Source organism: Chloracidobacterium sp. (assembly GCA_025057975.1).
Lineage (GTDB): Bacteria > Acidobacteriota > Blastocatellia > Chloracidobacteriales > Chloracidobacteriaceae > Chloracidobacterium.
In genome coordinates, this window is sequence record JANWUV010000005.1 from 212495 (window position 1) to 230744 (window position 18250).

Here is an 18250-nt window from a genome sequence, read left to right on the forward strand (position 1 = left end):
GTCAGATCAGTTCGCTTCCGCCTTCACGCCGGTGTGAAGCGCCGCAATGCCGCCCGACAGGTTGCGCCACCGTACGTCGCGGAAACCAGCCCGCGTCATGTGCGCCGCCAGTGTCGCTTGGTCGGGGAAATGTTGCACCGAAGCCGGTAAGTACGAGTAGGCATAGCCCGACCGCGACACGGCGTTCCCAATCGCAGGTAGAATCCGTGTGAAGTAAAACCCGAACAGTTGCTTAAGACCCGGTACGACCGGATGCGAGAACTCTAAGATCACCGCCTTGCCGCCCGGTTTGAGGACACGGTGCATTTCCGCCAGCGCGCCGTCGAGGTCTACAACGTTGCGGATGCCGAACGCCACTGTCGCCACGTCGAAGCTTGCATCCGCGAACGGCAGCGCCAGGGCATCGCCCGCCAGCAGGCGTACCGGACGCCCGCTTCGGCGGACCTTTTCCAGCCCCCGGACGAGCATTGGCCGGCAGAAATCCACGCCGATGGTCGGCGCAAGGCGTCCCAGCTCGATGGCGAGGTCGGCAGTCCCACAGCAGATGTCGAGTGCTATAGCGCCCGGACGGCGCAACGCCTCCGCTGCCTCCCGGACGGCGGCGCGGCGCCAGTGTTGATCAATGTTGAGCGACAACCAGCGGTTGAGCTGGTCATAGGTGGGCGCAATACCGGCGAACATCGCCTGAATGCGCCGGGCTTTTTCCGCACCCTGAAAGGCAAGAGGATTTTCCATAACGCTGACGGTTGCGCCGACTGGGGGAGACGACGGTGTTTTTCGCCGGTTCTGATCCGGGCTACAATCGGCGGTACTTTACTGGCCAAACAACGCTGGGGAAACGGAGGATGACGACTGTCATGGCGACGCCCGACGACGTTCGCCGCGCGCGACTTGCGGCCGACTACGAAGAAATGCGCACCATTCGGGGCGAATACATCCACTGGTACAACAATGACTTCCCGGCCACGGACTACGTTGTCACGCTTCGGGTGCGTAGTTATATCAGCCCAACCATGACCCGCGACGAGCATCAGATTCGCATCCTTTTGTCGCCGAATCATCCTTTTGAGAAGCCGACTGTGATGATGCATGGCATGACGCCTATCTTTCACCCGCATGTGTGGCCTGACGGGAAAATCTGCATTGGTCAATGGGACTTCCGCGAAGGTCTGGCGTCGTTTGTCGTCAAGTTGGCGCGACTGTTTCAGTTCGATCCCCAACTGATTGATCCGCACAGTATCGCCAACTACAAAGCGGCGGATTGGTTTTATGCCAACCCTAACCTGTTCCCCTGTGACCAGTCACAACTGCCCGTTCCCGGTGAAAAGCCAACCTACACCTTTGTCGTCAAGCGCGTGACGCCGCCGCGCTCAACCGGCGGCGGGCGATTTCAGATTCGCTCTTGAGTAAGGATGCTTGCCTAACACCTCTAAGCCAAGGCGAGGCGCTACTTCAACGCTGCTGGGCCGTGTCAGCCGGACAATCCCCACAGGCTGTCGCCAGTGGAACGCTTGCCGGGCGCGGATGCCGGCGCCGGATTTGACCATTCCCTCAGGGCAAAAGGATGTTGGCGGCGGTGACGACGTGGGCGCAGCAGTGCCCACACCGCTGGCATTGCTTTTTGATGAAATAGATTCGCTGCAGGACGAGGGCTGGCTTTGGTTTGCGGCAGTGGCGGCACAGGTAGCGGGAGAGTTTCGAGCCTTGAATGCTGACTTGGCAAGCTTAGGGAAGCAAGCAGTAGAGTAGTTGGTCATCGTTGACCACGGGAGTGGCGGGTGTCGGTGGCGGAGCGGACACGGGAGTATGCGGCGCGACGCCCCCGATGGACGCGGCATGATGGTTGTCCGCGCACAGTGAGCGAACGGCGCAGCGAGGCTGTTGAAAACAAGCGCGACGGCAAATAGCGAAGAGAGTCGTCAAAACGTCAGCGATGTGGACAGCCTGTTCGCCGTCATCGAACATCTTCCTTGAAAACCTCCTGACGCCTTGCGGTTTTGCGCCGCCGCCTTAGAAGCTCAAGTCGTTTCATGTTGATTCGGCTATGCTTGGCGGATGCCAATCTTAAACGTCAAAGGACTCACGGTTTTTATGCGCCCTCTCCTTCCCGAACGCTTTGCGCCGCTTTGTTCGGCGACGGTCATCATTTCGGCGCTGGGCTACTTCGTGGACATTTACGACTTGCTGCTGTTCGGCATTGTTCGCGTACCGAGCTTACAGGCGCTCGGCCTTAGCGGGCAACAGCTTCTTGACGACGGTATTCTCCTACTCGATGTCCAGATGGTCGGGCTGCTCATCGGCGGCGTGCTGTGGGGGGTGCTGGGCGACAAGCGCGGGCGGCGCTCGGTGTTGTTTGGCTCGATTTTGCTCTACTCGGTCGCCAACTTCGCCAACGCTTTTATCATCGAGCTGGCGGGCTGGCTGCCGGGCGGCGTGACGCCCTTTCAGCTTTACGTCGTTCTGCGATTTTTGGCGGGCGTCGGGCTGGCCGGCGAGTTGGGCGCGGCGGTGACGCTCGTGAGCGAAAGCCTGCCGAAGGAATTGCGCGGCTACGGTACGGCGATTGTCGCCGGCGTCGGCGTTTCGGGGGCGGTGGTCGCCGCGACGGTCGGCAAGTACTTCTCGTGGCAGGTCGCCTACATGACCGGCGGCTTGCTTGGTTTTCTTCTGCTGGCGATGCGCGCCACGCTGCTCGAATCCAAGATGTTCCACGCGCTTGAACAGCAGGAAGTGTCGCGCGGCAACTTCTTCGCCTTGTTTACCAACGCCGACCGTTTCCGGCGCTTCTTTTGCTCGATTTTGATTGGCGTCCCGCTGTGGTTCGCCATCGGGATTTTGATTACGCTGTCGCCCGAACTGTCGCAGGAGTTGGGGATTCCGGGTATTACGGCCGGCGACGCCATCAAGTACGCCTACGCCGGGTTGGTTGTCGGGGATTTGGCCAGCGGGTTATTGAGTCAGTATTTTCAGAGCCGGAAGCGAGTGGTGTTCGCTTTCCAAACGCTCACGCTGGCGCTGACGTTTGTCTATGTCGCCTCGCGCGGGGCGTCGCCGACGTATTTTTACGCGCTCTGCTTTGCGCTGGGCGTCGCGGCCGGCTACTGGGCGGTGTTCATCACCATCGCCGCCGAGCAGTTCGGGACGAACCTGCGCGCCACGGTCGCCACGAGTGCGCCGAACTTCGTCCGTGCGTCGGTTGTACCGCTGACGCTGGCGTTGCAGTGGCTTACGCACCACACAGCGCTTGGGTTGCTCTACAGCGCCTTGGTCGTAGGAATTGGCTGTACAATGCTAGCCTACCTCGCGTTGGCGCTTCTTGAAGAATCTCACGGCAAGGCGCTTGACTTCGTGGAAGCTACATAAAATACGAACCGGCGGCGGTTTTGTCTGCATCGCCAAAGATTGTGAGGAAATGAGAATCCGCGCTTCTTGGCGGCAGTCAGATTGTATGAATTGGGCAGACTTTCCTCTGTAAGTACATCCGGGCTGCTGGCTTGGAACTAGGGTCGGCAAAATTGCTCATCTCACGTGCGATGCCTGAAGAGTTGAATAATGTCTTGCGGTGCAAGGACTTTGAAAGGTAGGCGACCCGGAGCAGAGCGTATAGAGTTTCTGAATGCTTTTGTCAGGGATAATCTTCTTGTGGAAATTATGGAGCGGATAGCGGCCTTTCATGATCCCAAAGACAACAAATTTCTCGAATTGACGGTAACGCAACTTACCTTGTGGCCGGCGATGAAGACCTACTGATTTTGCATCCGTTTCAGGGGATAGACATTGTGACACCACGTCAGTTTCTGGAGCGCCCAATCAAAAACGCCAGCTGACCCATGTTCCCGACGTGCCTAAACAGCCGACTGCGGGTAAGTGTGTTCGCCAAAGCAATGGAGCTAAGAAAAGGTTCATCCATGACGCAAACGATTCGTTTTCTTTCCGGCATCCAGCCTTCGGGCAAGCTTCACCTTGGGAACTACTTTGGCGCGATTGCGCAGCACATTGCACTCCAGAGCGAAGGTGAAGCGTTTTACTTTATTGCCAACTACCACGCGCTGACGACCATCAATGACGCAGCCCAGCTGCGCGAATTGACGCGCGATGTCGCCGCAACCTATCTGGCGCTTGGGCTTGACCCGCAGCGGGCTACGTTGTTCCGGCAGTCAGACATTCCAGAACTGCACGAGCTGGCGTGGCTGCTGGCGACGGTGACAGGCATGGGGTTGTTGGAGCGCGCGCACGCTTACAAGGACAAAGTTGCGCGTGGGATTCCGGCCAAAGTTGGGCTGTTTTACTACCCGGTGCTGATGGCGGCGGACATTCTGGCGTATCGCTCAAACGTCGTGCCGGTCGGAGCCGACCAAGTACAGCACGTTGAGATGACGCGCGACATGGCAGGTTATTTCAATCACACTTACGGCGAAGTGTTTGTCTTGCCGGAAGTGCGCGTCAGCGAGGCGGCGAGCGTCGTGCCCGGCATAGACGGGCAAAAAATGAGTAAATCCTATGGCAACGCGATTGACATCTTTGCCGACGATGAGGCGCTGAAAAAAGCCGTGATGAGCATTGTGACCGACTCCGCGCCAATTGAAGCGCCGAAAGACCCAACTAAGAACACGATATTTCGGCTCTATGCGCTGGCGGCGTCCCCTGAAGAAACGGCGGCGATGGCGGAGGCTTTTCGCGCCGGCGGCTATGGCTATGGCGAAGCGAAAAAGGCGTTGCTAGCCAAGCTCAAGGAGCGGTTTGGCCCGGCGCGCGAACGTTACCGTGAGTGGCTGGCGCGGCCGGACGACCTTGAGGACGTACTGCGCGCTGGCGCGGCTCGCGCACGGCAGGAAGCTATGGCGACGATTGACGCCGCGCGTCGCGCCTGCGGCGTCGCGTAGGCGGCGATGGTCACGGCGCAAACAACCGACCGGTGGGCGCAGGCGCGGTCGTGGGCGCAGCACGCCCGCGTGCCGCTGGGCTTTCTCGTTGGAGTCGTGTTTCTTGCCACGGCACAACCCTCACCCCAATGGATGGCCGTCGGCGCACTCATCGGTGGCGTGGGGGCGGCGCTGCGTGCGTGGGCGACCGGCCACTTGCGGAAGGATGAGGCGCTAGCGGTACGCGGTCCCTATCGGCTGACGCGCAATCCACTGTACTTGGGCAGTTGGCTAATGATGATGGGATGCCTGACAGCTGCTGCGCCGTGGCCGCTGGCGCTGGTCATTAGCGCGCTGTTCGTCGCCGTCTACTGGCCCGTCATGCGCGCCGAAGAAGCGCACCTGCACAAGCTTTTCCCGGATGAGTATCCGGCGTACGCCGCCCGTACGCCGCTCTTTCTACCAACTTGGCGCAACTTTGGCGCGGCGTGGCGTGATGGGTTCGATGGACGGCTTTACCTGCGCCACCGTGAATACCGGGCGGTGCTGGGGTTGGCAGGCGTCTTTTTAGCCCTGGGCGCACTGTGGTTGTGGCAGCAGTGACACGCCAAAGGGAAGGGGGCTTTTGCCACGCGCTGACTGCACCCAATGCCGCGCTGGCGTGACAACCGCCCTAAACCAGCAAGTCAAGGGAAAACACCGCTCGAACCCCTCCGGCGACTTGGTTACGGTGCGTCAGCACAGGGCGGCTGTATTTGACCGCCAAGGCGTCATGCGATGCAGCGCCAAGAAGTCCCAACCGCTGAAGCGCCGCCAGCATCGCCGTGTTCCGCGCGCGAAAACTGTCGCCGTCCTCAATTTTGACAGCAACGCCCAGACCTTCGGGAAAGCGGTCGGAGGGCGGGACGGCGACGACGTGCACGCCTTCCGCGCCAACTTTCGACAACAGCCGTCCCGGTACGGCGCGCATCAAGTCGGTGTCAATCCGCTCCGTCCCGCCGACGAGTTCGGGATGCGCTAGCATCGCCGTTGTAACGTGATGACTTTCAGCTGGATAGGGTGAATGCGTAAATAACCGCGCGTAGCCGACCGCCATGGCCGCGAGCGGTACGGCCCACGTCGGGACGGTACACCCATCCAAACCGACCGGCATTTGCTCGACCGGAACGCCGCACATTTCGGCGACCACCTGCGCCATCATTGCTTGCAGCGGATGCGCTGGGTTGTCGTAGTCGTCGGTTGAAAAGCCCGCCGCCAGACAGCCGGCCAGCATCCCGGCGTGCTTGCCGGAGCAGTTGTTGTGCAGGGGCGTAACGGCGACGCCAGCCAGTCGCCGCGCCGCCGCACTATTGAACGGTGGGTGGACGCCACACCGCAGCGCCTCCGCCGTCAGCCCCAGTCGCTCAAGTAGCCCGGCGACGACCGCCGTATGCTCCGGTTCGCCGTTGTGCGAGGCAGCGATGAGCGCTACCTCCTGTGTCGTAAGGCGAAAACGTTCTCCTGCGCCGGTACGAAGGACGGTGATGGCCTGGAAGGGCTTGGCCGCGGAGCGTAGGAAGCAAAGCCAGTGAGGGTCGCCGACGGCGGCGATAATGCGCCCTGTCGCCGTCGCTGCCACGACCGCACCCCGGTGCCGCGACTCCACCGCTGCGCCGCGCCAAACCTCGACCAAAACAGGCGCGGTGGACGCTGTGGATAAAGATTGGTTCGTCATAGGGGCTTCAGGTCCGGCGGTCGGCGACAATCCGGCCGACAAGATCGTAGGTGTGTGTAGCGGTGATCTCCACTCGTACGAGGTCGCCGGGTTGGGGCGGCGGCAGGTCGGTTGGAGCGTCGGTGATGAGCACGCGCCCATCAATCCCCGGCGCTTGTGTCGCCATACGCCCCTGCCAGATAAGGTCGCTGTCGTCGGATGCGCCCTCGAACATCACCTCGACTACCTGCCGCTTGAACCGCCTGAGCCGTTGCTTCGAGATGCGCGCCTGAAGGCGCATGAGCTTCGCCCGTCGCGCTTCGGCGGTGCGCCCTGAAACCTTATCCGGCAAATCAAACGCCGGCGTGCCTTCCTCATCCGAATAGACGAACGCGCCAACCCAATCAAACGCCTGGGCTTCGCAAAAATCGAGCAGCACGTCGAAGTCCGTCTGCGTTTCGCCGGGATAGCCGACAATGAACGTCGTCCGCAGCGCCACGTTGGGAATGCGCGCACGGATGCGGGCGATGAGCTTTTCCAGAAACGCCCGCGAGCCAGGCCGCCGCATGGCGTGCAGCATGCGCGTCGCCGCGTGCTGCAACGGCATGTCAATGTACGGGCAAAGTTTCGGTTCACTCGCCAGTACGTCCAGCAGCGCGTCGCTGATGCGCGTCGGGTAGGCGTAGAGGAAGCGAATCCAGCTGATGTCCTTGACCTGCGCCAGCGCCCGCAGCAAGTCTGCCAACCCGTCCTTCAAGCCAAGGTCTTCGCCGTAGCTAGTCGTATCCTGTCCAATGAGGATGACCTCCCGGACGCCCTCCGCCGCCAGCTGCTCGACTTCGGCGAGAATCGAGCCGACGCGCCGACTGCGCAGGTTGCCGCGCATTTGCGGGATGGAGCAGAACGCGCAGGGATGGTCGCAGCCTTCGGCGATCTTGACGTAGGCGTAGTGCTTCGGCGTCGTCCGCAGGCGCGGCGTCGTCTCGCTATAGAGATAATCAGCGTCGGGGCGGTCGCGCTCGCGCGCCGGGACGCCGCCGCGCGGCCGCAGCGTCACTGGACGGGGTGTGATGGTTGCGTCGGGACGCTCTAGCAAACGGGGCAACTGCTCTAATTCATTTGTGCCAATAAAGGCGTCCACTTCCGGCAGTTCCGCCGGCAGCTCACGACGGTAGCGTTCGACCAGACACCCGGCGACAATCAACCGTCGGCCCGGTTGCGCCGCCTTGAGCGCCGCCATTTCAAGAATCGTCTCGATGGATTCCTGCTTGGCTTCTTCTATGAAGCCACAGGTGTTGACAACGATGACATCTGCACTACTAGCGTCGTCGGTGACGGCGTAGCCAGCGCGGGCCGCCAGTCCCAACATCACTTCGCTGTCCACGAGGTTCTTGGGACAGCCCAAGCTGACCAGGCCAAGGGTCGGTTGAGGAGCCGTCATCGCGGGTTTGTCTTCTCCGTCAGTTGCCTAAGGCGTCAAAGCTGACAGGATACGTTATCGACCGGTGAAAAACGAAGCCAAGTACGCAAGATTGCCGATAGGCGAGCGCAGTTCACCGTAAAAGCCGTCGGCCTGGAGACGGAAGTAGCCCATCGCTGGCGGCTGTTGCTCGATTGCCCGCCGTACGGCGGGTTCCTCCAAGCGTGCCGGCGTCGGGTCGCCAGCGCGCATCAGGGCAATCAGCGCAAGCGTGGCGGTGTTGAGGTCCACCTGCGACCGGTAACACCGGTGGAGAAAAGCTTCTGCCGGTAAAGGCGGGAGAGGGGGCGGCGGCGCCCCCGACCGACGTTGGTTGAGGAAACGCTCCAGCGCGGCTTGGTCGCCAACAAACAGCCAGTCGTCGAGGAAGCAGGCGGCGCGTCGGTCGCGGTGCGTTGAGACGACAAGCGGGACGCCTAGGTACGTCGGGGATGGATTGACAAGACCCGCGCCGTCGGCGCGCAGGTAGCGATCCAGCGTCGGCAGCACCCGCGCCTTGTCTCGGACGCGCACGCCGAGGACGGTTCCGCCGTCCGGCGCGCTTGCCGGGCTGAGCAAAAGCCACTGGTCGCCAAGGGCGTCGTCAAGCGGTTCATGGGGGCGAACGCCGTACCGCTCACGCAACCCGGCGACCAGTTCACGAGCGACAAAAGCAACGGCCGCATTGCTGCGGGCGGCGACCGCTGTTTGAAGCCGGTCTAACGCCGTCAGCGGACGCGACAGCCCCAAGACGGCAACCCCATTTGTGTAAGCGATGAGGCCCGCCGCAAGTGAAGCGTCAAGCCTCTGAGCCAAATGTGGCTGAAGTTCGGCGACCAACTGCGGATGAAGCGACAAATGGTAGCGCTCAAGCGTCGTCCCGTCCTGAACGTCCAAACCGTAACCAAGACCTTCCAAAAGCCCCGCTAGGAGCGAGGCCGTCAGCGACTGTTCCTGTCCGTTGACCAAGAGCTTCCCGCCAATGCTGGGGCGGCTTGACCGAAGACGGAGCGCCGCATCCAGTCCAGCGGGATTGGCGAAAGCAAAGAGCAACGCTTGTTCGCCGCCGACAGTTTGCCGGGCACGTCTGAAAGCGGGTAGGTCGGCAAGGGCAGCGCGGCGGCCAGCGGCGGCGTCTAGGCAGGCGCGAAGGGCGGCTTCATCGTTGGCCAGTAGGAGCGCCCCACCGACAACGGCGGCCCACAGCGCCGTTGTCGGACGTTCCACATGGCGAAAGCAGAGCAGGAGAGCGCTGTGGTGGGTTTGCTCCGAAAATTGCACATCACCGCCGAAGAGCTTGCGCGCAACCAGCGGCAGGCAGTTGCGGGCGACGGCTGTTGTTTGTTCGACGGGTAACCCGCTTGTTAGGCACAACACAAGGCGCGGTGTTACATCGAGCGTCGCCCCGTCGCCGTCCGGTGGCTTGAGCGGCGGTTGGGACTCTGGAGGAACGACCTCAGCGGCGAAGCCGGTCACCACCAACCCCCAGCGGGCGCGCGCCAACAGCCGCGCTTCCGCCGGTCCGACATCCAGCCATTCCACTAAACGTGCGCCAGTGAGGATGTCGGTGAGTTGTCCGGGAACGCCAATCGCCGGATGGATCGCCTGCCAGAACGCCAGGGTTTCAAGGCGGCGAAGCCCAGCGGGAAGGGAAGTCATTTCGATGAAGAGCAACGCTTCGCGTGGGCTGTAGCGCGCCAAGTCGGGCGGCGACGGCTGCGGTTGCAACCACCACCAGAGCAAGCCGCCGACAAGAACAAAACTCGCCAAAGGCCATCTAAAACGTCGTGCAATGGAGACGGCCGCGCCTGCGTTCACACGCCGACTGTAGTGCGTTTTAGGTCGAGACGCAACGGCTCGCTTGCGCTGTGCAGACGCCGCTTGACGGGGATGTGGCTGTGGAACAGCGCCGGCGCAGGTCTCCTGACTCCGAAAGTGATTGAAAGTATGGGACTTTGTACTGGATTCATATTACCGGCGCTCAAAAAGAGGTTGACGCGCCCGGAACGCGATGATAACCATACGCCACGCAAAAGGTACAAGGCGGTTGTCTATCGCGGGGCGTGCATTCGTTGCTCCAGACAGACTTAACATTGCCAGCGCTGTGTGGTGCGCGTTTTCCGTAGCCAGGTTGACCATTTTGAACAATGACGAGCACGGTGACATGCACGGCGCAGTGACGCGAGTAGACTCGTTCGAGTGTGGCCCCTGCTGCTTCCGGTGGGACTCACAACTTGTCCAGTGTGTAAAGGCCAGCTTCATCTGCTCTCGCTGGGCACGCAACCTGGATTCCTGCGGGAAATGGAGGCAATAGGTTAGGCTATGGGCCTATTTGGTTTCGGTGGCGCCAAAACCGTTGTGGGCATTGATATTGGTTCGAGCGCCGTCAAAGCCGTCGAGTTGAAACCACTCAAAAACGGTTTTGAACTGATGGCGATTGGTCATGCCAATCTGGTTCCAGACGCCATCGTGGATGGTCATATCATTGATCTCAACCATGTCAGTGACGCCATTGGTCGTCTCTTAGGCGAACACAACATCAAAACTAAGGATGTCAATACATCTGTTTCTGGGCATTCAGTCATCATCAAGAGAATTGAAGTCGCCTACATGACCGATGACGAGTTGGCGGAGCGGATCCAGTGGGAGGCTGACCAACACATTCCGTTTGACATTGCCGACGTCAACCTGGACTACTCGGTAGTTAGCCGCGATCCGGCAGCTGGCGTCATGCAGGTGTTGCTGGTCGCCTGTAAACGCGACAAGATTGCTCAGTATACAACGGTGATTTCACAGGCTGGGCGCAACCCGGTCGTCATTGATGTGGACGCTTTTGCTTTGCAAAACGCCTACGAGGTTAACTACCAACCGATGCCAACGGCGACCGTGGCGTTGTTAGACATTGGCGCGGCGGTGACAAGCATCAACATTGTGCGGGGCTCTACCTCGGTTTTTGTCCGTGACATTTCGGCGGGCGGCAACCAGTACACCGACTTGCTCCAGAAAGAGTTGGGTCTGACATTTGAGCAAGCTGAAGCGCTCAAGCGCGGCGTCCCGACGGACAACGGCTTGCAGCCGAGCGACGCTCAATCTCTGCTGGATTCGGTGACGGATATCATTGCGATGGAGGTTCAGAAAACACTGGACTTCTGGCGATCAACCAGTCCCTCGGCGGATGTCGCGCCGGTGGATCGAGTCTTGGTGGCCGGCGGGAGTGCAAAAGTTTCCGGGCTAACGTCCATCTTTTCGGAACGGTTCGGCATTCCCGTCGAACGGTTCAACGCCTTCAACCCATCCCGGATCATTGTGAACCCAAGAAAATTCGATGAAGAATATATTCGTGAAATGTCACCGACAATGGCGGTTGCCGTCGGACTGGCGGCGCGTCGTCCGGGAGAGTAGCCGGCATGTTCAACGGCGAATTGTTCCAAACGGATGGTTTCGCCTTGCAGTTGTCTAAACCTCCATGCCTTAGACATCAGTGCAAATGTAAAGAAAGGTCGCTGGTCGGCACCGCTTTGGTTGGCGACTGGCGCATAGGTTGACTATGCCGAGAATCAATCTTGCCACAAGCGCGGTTACTGAACCGACGCCGACAACAGCGCCGGCGCCGGTTCGAGGGTTGGCCTTTATTGTTCTGGCGATTCTAGGTCTTTTAGTCGTGATCGTCGGTGGCATCGCTGACTACTACTATTGCAACAACCGGAGGGAGCAGGCTAAAGCGCGCCTTGACCAGGCGAGAAAGAACAAGGCCGAGTTGGAGAAAGTTAAAAAAGAGCGTGACGAGTACGAGCGAAAGAAAAAACTCCTTGAGACACGTCTGGAAATAATTAGGAAGCTTGACGCCGAGCGGCGCGGCCCGGTAGGGGTGATGTCTCAAGTCAATGCGCGGATTCCGGCCGGCGTCCGTCTGGAACGCATCACACTGCGCGGCAACAACGTCACAATTGAAGGCGTTGTTGATCGAGTTGAAAAAGAAAAGGAGAGGAAGAATCGGGACATCATCACCGAGTTCGCCCAACAACTGGAGCTTCGCTCGAACGGCCTCTTTACGAATGTCAATCCAACCTTTCAGGAAACCGGCCAGACCATGCCGGACGCTACAGAGCAGCAGTCACTCAAGTTTACCATCGTCTGCGATTACAACCCGCCCCAGCCGGTAGCCCCGGCCAGCGCCGCCCAAACGGCGCAAACCGGAACGGTGCAGACTGGGAAATAGCCGAGGAGTCTTTGTATGCTTGACCGATTGTGGCTACAGATTCTGATCGTCTTCGTTGGCGTCGGCGCCTTTCTTTTCCTTATTGATCAAATGTTTTGCGCCGGTCTCCGTACGGACGCCGACCGTGACGAGAAGGAAGCCCAAAAAATAGAGCGAGAAGTTCAGGAACTCGAAAACGTTCGGGTACAGCTCAACGACTACAAGAAAAAGATCGAAGAATACATGCGCGATTTGCAGGCATACCGCGCCAATATTCCGGAAGAAGTACGCTTGTCGGAAACATTGGCGCAGTTGCAAAAAATCGCACAGGCGCGGTCGGCTGTGGTGCGTGAGTTTCGTCCAGGCAATGTTCAGAAGCGGGGTTTTTACTACGAAAAGACAATCAGCGTCAAATCCGGTACCACCTATGACCAACTTGGCCAGCTTTTCGCCGACATTGCCGCTCTTCAGCGGATTGTGAAGGTGTCCGATGTGGAAATTCGTCAGGCAAGCGCCCAGACACCGAAACTGACGGTTGAGGCGAGTTACCAACTTACGACCTTCTTTGCTTCAGAACAGGATATCCTAAGTACAGAAGAAGAGCCGAAGTAAGGTTTGGATCGAGGCAATTCGTTGGGGAAGCCTGAGAGCCTGGGTTGACTTGACGAGTCGAGGCTAAAAAAGTTGAGGAAAAGCCCATGGATACCTATACTGGTTATCATCGTTACATGTGGCTGTTGATTGGTTTGCTGTGCCTTGCGACGCCAGCTCTGGGCCAGTCGCCTTCAGCAGTAGCGCAGAAGGCGACAGCTGGACTGCAGACGCCGCCTGACAGGCAGGGCGATAAGCCGCCGCAGGGGCCTCCGGCGGACACCATACCGACGACCTACACTGGGACTGGGCGCGACCCGTTTCGCCGTCCGTCCAGTGATCCATTTCGGGACAGCGGCAAGCTCCGCGAGCCATTCCGGCCGCCCGTCACCGACCTTCCCTATCCCGATTTCCCAACCCGTGAGGCGAAATGGCGTGAGATTCGAGACCGACGCTTGGATCAAGGGCAACCGCCGCCTGCTGAATCGGAGAAGTACCTTGTAGAGGAGTTGACCGTGATAGGCATCTACTCAACTGAACGCGGCCTGGGCGCACTGCTCAAGGAGCGTCGGTCAGGGACGACCATGTTTGTGCGCGAGGGATCAAAGTTCTGGAATGGCTCGGTCAAGAAAATCGAACGCGCGCCACGGACGTTTGGCGTGGCCGACGCTCAGGTTGTGGGGCGGGTGGTGTGCTCTGAAATCATCGTTCGCAGCAACGGCCAGCTTGTCGAAAAGCAACGCTTCTTAGACTACATCCCGAAGGCTGCGTCCGGCGGCGCACCGACAGCGGCGCAATAGTTCGGACGGTTTGCTTGTTGTCCCGAAAAGCGGCGCTTGCCGACGGGACCAAACACAATCATCAAGTGGCTTGGTCAGGTTTCGACCGTTTTTCAATTAGAGGATTCTTCATCGGAGGAGAGCTATGAAACCCCTGCCGAAACGTTCCCGCGTCGGCGCGACGTTGCTCCTGCTGTGTGGCTTTGGAGGCTGCGGAGCAGCGCCGGTTCAGGGCTTTGCTGTTGCGCCGGAAACGGTTGTTGTCGCTACACTCGATATACGCTCGGATTCGACGCGCACAACGCGCGTACAACTCCAAAGCGCAGCCCGTTTGGATTACCATATCTCAAAGCCTGAACCATGCTTGGTAACGATTGAACTCTATGGCGCGGACACCTCAGCGCTGTTGCCGGAGTACCGCATAGAACAAGGGTTGGTGTCGTCTGTTGTCGTTCGATCAGGCCTAAATGGCCGGAACACGGCTCGGCTGGATGTCGCACTGCGCGAGGCGTGCGAAGTGCGTTCGTACCTGCGTGACGACGCCAAGACCCTCGTGATCGAATTCGAACCGGCGAAGACAACCACCACGGAAGTGAAGCCAGCGTCTGTCGCTGGTGAGGCGGCTGGATCGGTTGCAACGCATAAAACAGCGACTCCTGTCCAGCCGGTCGTTTTGAGTCGGGCAGGCACGGCGCGTTCTGGAAAGCCCTCCAACGGAAAACCGCTGGCGCTCCACGCTTTGACGCTGGCTAAAGCAGGGCTGGCGACCGTCGCGGAACTCAAGCTGACGGCAAAGACAAAGCATAGCCACTTTCTCCTCCAAAACCCGGCGCGATTGGTAGTGGATTTGTTCGACACGGTGGCAACCGTCGAGAAGCGAATGCTGGCAGGCGATGACCGGCTGGTGGCCCGGATTCGCGTCGGAGCGCCGGACAGCCGTACAACTCGTGTGGTGTTTGATCTTAAGCAGACCGTCGCATACACCGTCTCCGAGTCAGACGCTGGGTTGGTAGTGCGTTTTACCGACGAGCAGCCCTCAGCGACAATGACGCCCACTGCGCCGACGGAAAAGGCAAGTAGTGAAGAGTCATCGCCCGCCTCTGCTGTGGCTTCGCCTGTGACTGAGCCGATCTCAACCGCAACGACGGCCGCTGAGTCGCCCTCAGCCAAGCGTTCAGCTGGCGTCAAACCGGAACCGGCGGCGCTCACCGTCCCCGCTGCACGGCGGGTCTCCGCCGAGCCGCTGGCGGGAGGAAAAGCAGCTTCCACCGCCGAAGCGATGACGCCCCCGGCTAATGCTCCGACGCCGGCCGCCGGACGGAAACCACAAGGTGGGCGCGGCGCACAATTCGGCGATCCTTCGTTCCAAGGCGACCCGGTAAGTCTGGACATCACCAATGTTGACCTGTCGGATATTCTCCGGTTTATCTCGGACAACTACGATGTCAACTTTGTGTTGGATAAGTCCGTCGGCAAGGTGCCGGTGACGCTCAAAGTCAACCAGGTACCGTGGACGCAAGTGCTCGAATCCATTTTCCGGGCCAATCAGCTGACGTACCGCCGCGAAGGGATGATTGTTCGTGTGGCGACCGTCGCCGCCATCACGGCTGAAGAGCAGAATCGCCGTAACCAGCGGCTTCAGGAAATTTACAGCGCCCCAACGGTGACAGAATACTTCAAGCTGAAGTACGAGCGGGTTGACCAAGGTTCTGTACAGCAGCAAGCCGGCGGCGGGGCTGGACTCCAGAGTCCGAGTGGTCAGCCGATTGGCGGCATCTTGGGTGGAATCGGTTTTGTCGGAATCGTCCAGCAGGCGCTCTCTCCGGCCGGGCGAATTTCGATCAATCCCCGCACCAACACCGTCATCATCACCGACATTCCATCTTACTTGGAGCAGGTGCGGGATGTGATCGCGCGGTTGGATGTACCCGAACCGCAAGTGGAGATTGAAGCGCGGATCGTTTTTGCTTCGCGCAACTTTGCGCGCGAACTGGGTGTTCAGCTTTTCGCCGCCGCCCTCACGCGCCAGGGACGCGCCGCCGCTTTCTCAACGTCAGCAGGAACCTTTCTTCAGCCGAGGGGAGAGACGAGTCCCGGCGCAACGGAGTCTCTGATCCCCGGTCTGCTCATCGGCCCGCGTGCAGCACCCGGCATTTCAGGTGGTGGTTCGTCGGTGCTCGGCTTGACAACCGGGCCGATTGGGACCGGATTATTGTCGGCGACGCTCACCGCCAATGAACAGAAGGGAATTGCGAAGTCCATCGCCGCCCCGCGCGTGACAGTACTCAATAACGCACAAGCCACTATCGCCTCCGGTACACAGATTCCTTTCATTGCGACAGCCGGCGTTGGCGTGGCGCAAACAGTGACGTTCGTCAATGCGACCATTGGGTTGACCATCACGCCGCAGATCACGACGGAGGGGAATGTACTGCTGACGGTGTCCGTCACTAACGACGCGCCCGGTCAGGTCATCAACGGCTTTACAAGCATTAGCCGTCGGACGGCGACAACCCAAGTCATCGTCCCGGACGGTGGAACAACGATCATCGGCGGCGTCCTCAACGATGTCGAAACCAGCGATGTCTTTCGGACGCCGGGCATTTCCAGCTTGCCGTTGTTGGGCGAGCTGTTCAAACGGCGCGCTTTGTCCCGTACAACTGGTGAACTGCTCTTCTTCATTACGCCACGGATTGGACGCGGCGAGAACATTTTGTCGGGCGGTGAACCGCCGGTTTCCCCACAACCCGCCGCGAGCGGAGGGCAACCGTGACCTTTTCGGAGCTGCTCGAAGGCATCCTGCAACGGGTTGAGGGCAGCATCGGCATCGCCATCATGGGGCTTGACGGATTGGCCATTGAACATGTTCAAGCCCCATCCAAAATGGACTTGGGGGAGCGGGTAGCGTTGATTGCCACGTCGCACGCGACACTCCTCCGCAACACCATGCGGATGTCGTCCGACACCGGCGTTGGTTCCCTCACTGAACTCACGCTCATGTCGGACGCTTTTTTACTGGTCGTGCGTTTGATTGGGCGCGAGTACTTCATCATCATCGCCCTTAGCCCGGAAGGAAACATCGGACGCGCTCGCTTTGAGCTACGCAAAGCGCACTTGCTCCTCGAAAAAGAGTTCGTCTAGCCTTATGCGCTCCAAACGCCGATGGAAAGCCTTCGCATTCGCGAAGGCTTTTTTGTTGCAGCTCGGATAGGGACCGACACGAAAACCGTATGACCGGCTACATCACGGGATTTGCCCAGGGTCAAGGCTTTACGCCGCCGCCCTTTTTCAAGCCACTCGGCCAAACCGGCCTATGGTGCCATCCGCTCGGCTTTGGCTGTTACCGCATCGAAGAAGACAATCCGGCGCACGAAGCGGCGCTGCGCGACTATTTGGCGCGCGGCGGCAACTTGATTGATACCAGCGCCAACTACACCGACGGCGGCGCGGAGCGAACTATTGGGCGCGTTCTCCGGGACGTTGATCGTGCTTCCGTCATCGTCGTGACGAAAGGCGGCTACATTCAGGGCGAGAATATGCGGCTGGCACAGCGCCGGAACTTCCCAGAGGTCGTCAAGTATGGCCCCGGCCTCTGGCATTGTATTCACCCGGAATTTCTGGCGACCCAGATTGAACGCAGCCGTGAGCGCATGGGCTTGGCGACGCTGGATGTTTTCCTGTTGCATAACCCCGAATACTTTCTCAACGCATGCAAAAAACGCGGCGTCACGGCGGCTGACCACGACGAGTTTTACCGTCGCATCCGGGAGGCGTTTGCTTTCCTTGAAACCCAAGTCGCCGCCGGTACGATTCGTTTCTACGGGATTTCTTCCAACAACTTTCCACTGCCGGCGGACGACCCAACCCAGACCAGCATTGCACGCTGTCTGGCGCAGGCGGAGGCTGTGACGCCCAACCACCATTTCAGGGTCGTGCAGTTTCCGCTCAACCTGTTTGAAACCGGCGCTGCGACGGAAGCCAACAACGAAGGCCTGACGCCGCTGGCTTTTTGCGCAGCGAAAGGCATCGGTACGCTCGCCAACCGGCCGCTCAACGCCTTTACCCAACAACGAATGATCCGGCTGGCCGATTTCGCCGTCCAAAGCGAGCTGTCGTCTTTGGAATCGCTGGCGCACGCTCTGTCGCCTCTGCGGGCCCACGAGACGACGCTGACGACGGATTTCGGCCTTACACCCCCGGTAGGCGGCCTCGCCGGTCGGCTGTTGCAACTAGCGCCACAGCTCGATTCCGTGTTCGTTTGGGAGCAAAACGCCTACCAACTGGTCATCCTTCCGGTTCAGGAGTGGCTAAGCCAAGTTAAGCCGCCGTCTCACCGCCAAGCCGCTTTTGCGGTCTGGCGCGACCGGTTTATTGAGTTGGCGAATGAGGCGCTCACCATCCTCGCCGATTTCGCCGCCGCGCAGTCACAACGGCAATCCGACAGCGTACAGCGGCGGTTGGCGGCGGCTGGTTATGCGGACGACCGGCGAACCTTGAGCCAAATGGCCGTCAACACGTTGCGGAGTTTGCCGAACTTGAGTTGCGTCTTGGTCGGCATGCGCCAGACGCGCTATGTGGCGGATATGTTTGAGGTCTTAGCGCTCCCGATGGTGGACGGCGAGGCGATTTTGCGGTCTTTTGCAGTTGGGTAAACCCCGCAAGGCGTCA

The 18250-nt window shown here is 59.8% G+C and carries 16 protein-coding genes; 12 read left to right on the forward strand and 4 right to left on the reverse strand.

Features of this window, described 5'->3' with window-relative positions; genetic code table 11:
- Nucleotides 1–6: 6 nt before the first annotated feature.
- On the reverse strand, nucleotides 7–735 hold the full coding sequence (gene ubiE, locus NZ585_06330; GenBank protein ID MCS7079650.1) for a bifunctional demethylmenaquinone methyltransferase/2-methoxy-6-polyprenyl-1,4-benzoquinol methylase UbiE: 729 nt from the start codon (nucleotides 733–735) through the stop codon (nucleotides 7–9).
- 110 nt (nucleotides 736–845) lie between these two features.
- Between ubiE and NZ585_06335 the strand changes: the two genes are divergently transcribed.
- The 5 genes from NZ585_06335 to NZ585_06355 all read left to right on the forward strand — a co-directional run bounded on the left by NZ585_06335 (nucleotide 846) and on the right by NZ585_06355 (nucleotide 5465).
- Complete coding sequence (locus NZ585_06335; GenBank protein MCS7079651.1) at nucleotides 846–1406, forward strand: hypothetical protein; 561 nt, start codon at nucleotides 846–848, stop codon at nucleotides 1404–1406.
- 118 nt (nucleotides 1407–1524) lie between these two features.
- On the forward strand, nucleotides 1525–1749 hold the full coding sequence (locus NZ585_06340) for a hypothetical protein (protein MCS7079652.1): 225 nt from the start codon (nucleotides 1525–1527) through the stop codon (nucleotides 1747–1749).
- A gap of 342 nt (nucleotides 1750–2091) precedes the next feature.
- Entirely contained in the window at nucleotides 2092–3363 is a 1272-nt protein-coding gene (locus tag NZ585_06345) for an MFS transporter (GenBank protein MCS7079653.1), read from the forward strand.
- 557 nt (nucleotides 3364–3920) lie between these two features.
- Complete coding sequence (gene trpS, locus NZ585_06350) at nucleotides 3921–4883, forward strand: tryptophan--tRNA ligase (GenBank protein ID MCS7079654.1); 963 nt, start codon at nucleotides 3921–3923, stop codon at nucleotides 4881–4883.
- 6 nt (nucleotides 4884–4889) lie between these two features.
- On the forward strand, nucleotides 4890–5465 hold the full coding sequence (locus tag NZ585_06355; protein ID MCS7079655.1) for an isoprenylcysteine carboxylmethyltransferase family protein: 576 nt from the start codon (nucleotides 4890–4892) through the stop codon (nucleotides 5463–5465).
- A 70-nt stretch (nucleotides 5466–5535) separates the two neighbouring features.
- Here NZ585_06355 and NZ585_06360 read toward each other — a convergent pair whose 3' ends face one another.
- The 3 genes from NZ585_06360 to NZ585_06370 are packed head-to-tail and all read right to left on the reverse strand — an operon-like array spanning nucleotide 5536 to nucleotide 9784.
- Entirely contained in the window at nucleotides 5536–6576 is a 1041-nt protein-coding gene (locus NZ585_06360; GenBank protein ID MCS7079656.1) for an asparaginase, read from the reverse strand.
- Between the two features lie 7 nt (nucleotides 6577–6583).
- Nucleotides 6584–7996 (reverse strand): 30S ribosomal protein S12 methylthiotransferase RimO, encoded by a 1413-nt coding sequence (rimO, locus tag NZ585_06365; protein ID MCS7079657.1) that lies wholly within the window; start codon nucleotides 7994–7996, stop codon nucleotides 6584–6586.
- Nucleotides 7997–8050: 54 nt separating this feature from the next.
- Complete coding sequence (locus NZ585_06370; GenBank protein MCS7079658.1) at nucleotides 8051–9784, reverse strand: hypothetical protein; 1734 nt, start codon at nucleotides 9782–9784, stop codon at nucleotides 8051–8053.
- A 552-nt stretch (nucleotides 9785–10336) separates the two neighbouring features.
- On the opposite strand from NZ585_06370, the gene NZ585_06375 reads away from it, so the two are divergent.
- From NZ585_06375 to NZ585_06405, 7 genes are all read left to right on the forward strand, one after another.
- On the forward strand, nucleotides 10337–11416 hold the full coding sequence (locus NZ585_06375) for a pilus assembly protein PilM (GenBank protein MCS7079659.1): 1080 nt from the start codon (nucleotides 10337–10339) through the stop codon (nucleotides 11414–11416).
- A gap of 145 nt (nucleotides 11417–11561) precedes the next feature.
- Nucleotides 11562–12233: a hypothetical protein gene (locus NZ585_06380; protein ID MCS7079660.1), complete on the forward strand. Its 672-nt coding sequence runs from the start codon at nucleotides 11562–11564 to the stop codon at nucleotides 12231–12233.
- A gap of 15 nt (nucleotides 12234–12248) precedes the next feature.
- Nucleotides 12249–12824 (forward strand): type 4a pilus biogenesis protein PilO, encoded by a 576-nt coding sequence (locus tag NZ585_06385; protein MCS7079661.1) that lies wholly within the window; start codon nucleotides 12249–12251, stop codon nucleotides 12822–12824.
- A gap of 86 nt (nucleotides 12825–12910) precedes the next feature.
- Nucleotides 12911–13603: a hypothetical protein gene (locus NZ585_06390; protein ID MCS7079662.1), complete on the forward strand. Its 693-nt coding sequence runs from the start codon at nucleotides 12911–12913 to the stop codon at nucleotides 13601–13603.
- A 124-nt stretch (nucleotides 13604–13727) separates the two neighbouring features.
- Entirely contained in the window at nucleotides 13728–16355 is a 2628-nt protein-coding gene (pilQ, locus tag NZ585_06395; protein ID MCS7079663.1) for a type IV pilus secretin PilQ, read from the forward strand.
- Nucleotides 16352–16723 carry a hypothetical protein gene (locus NZ585_06400; GenBank protein MCS7079664.1) on the forward strand — a complete coding sequence of 124 codons (372 nt, stop codon included), beginning with the start codon at nucleotides 16352–16354 and terminating at the stop codon, nucleotides 16721–16723. The genes pilQ and NZ585_06400 overlap by 4 nt, the downstream gene beginning before the upstream one ends.
- A gap of 89 nt (nucleotides 16724–16812) precedes the next feature.
- Nucleotides 16813–18234 (forward strand): aldo/keto reductase, encoded by a 1422-nt coding sequence (locus tag NZ585_06405; protein MCS7079665.1) that lies wholly within the window; start codon nucleotides 16813–16815, stop codon nucleotides 18232–18234.
- Nucleotides 18235–18250 lie beyond the last annotated feature (16 nt).

What these genes read in the sequence shown, in the direction of transcription:
- ubiE (MCS7079650.1), bottom strand. Translation starts at nt 735, where the DNA reads ATGGAAAATCCTCTTGCCTTTCAGGGTGCGGAAAAAGCCCGGCGCATT.
- NZ585_06335 (MCS7079651.1), top strand. Translation starts at nt 846, where the DNA reads ATGACGACTGTCATGGCGACGCCCGACGACGTTCGCCGCGCGCGACTT.
- NZ585_06340 (MCS7079652.1), top strand. Translation starts at nt 1,525, where the DNA reads ATGCCGGCGCCGGATTTGACCATTCCCTCAGGGCAAAAGGATGTTGGC.
- NZ585_06345 (MCS7079653.1), top strand. Translation starts at nt 2,092, where the DNA reads ATGCGCCCTCTCCTTCCCGAACGCTTTGCGCCGCTTTGTTCGGCGACG.
- NZ585_06355 (MCS7079655.1), top strand. Translation starts at nt 4,890, where the DNA reads ATGGTCACGGCGCAAACAACCGACCGGTGGGCGCAGGCGCGGTCGTGG.
- NZ585_06360 (MCS7079656.1), bottom strand. Translation starts at nt 6,576, where the DNA reads ATGACGAACCAATCTTTATCCACAGCGTCCACCGCGCCTGTTTTGGTC.
- rimO (MCS7079657.1), bottom strand. Translation starts at nt 7,996, where the DNA reads ATGACGGCTCCTCAACCGACCCTTGGCCTGGTCAGCTTGGGCTGTCCC.
- NZ585_06375 (MCS7079659.1), top strand. Translation starts at nt 10,337, where the DNA reads ATGGGCCTATTTGGTTTCGGTGGCGCCAAAACCGTTGTGGGCATTGAT.
- NZ585_06380 (MCS7079660.1), top strand. Translation starts at nt 11,562, where the DNA reads ATGCCGAGAATCAATCTTGCCACAAGCGCGGTTACTGAACCGACGCCG.
- NZ585_06385 (MCS7079661.1), top strand. Translation starts at nt 12,249, where the DNA reads ATGCTTGACCGATTGTGGCTACAGATTCTGATCGTCTTCGTTGGCGTC.
- NZ585_06390 (MCS7079662.1), top strand. Translation starts at nt 12,911, where the DNA reads ATGGATACCTATACTGGTTATCATCGTTACATGTGGCTGTTGATTGGT.
- pilQ (MCS7079663.1), top strand. Translation starts at nt 13,728, where the DNA reads ATGAAACCCCTGCCGAAACGTTCCCGCGTCGGCGCGACGTTGCTCCTG.
- NZ585_06405 (MCS7079665.1), top strand. Translation starts at nt 16,813, where the DNA reads ATGACCGGCTACATCACGGGATTTGCCCAGGGTCAAGGCTTTACGCCG.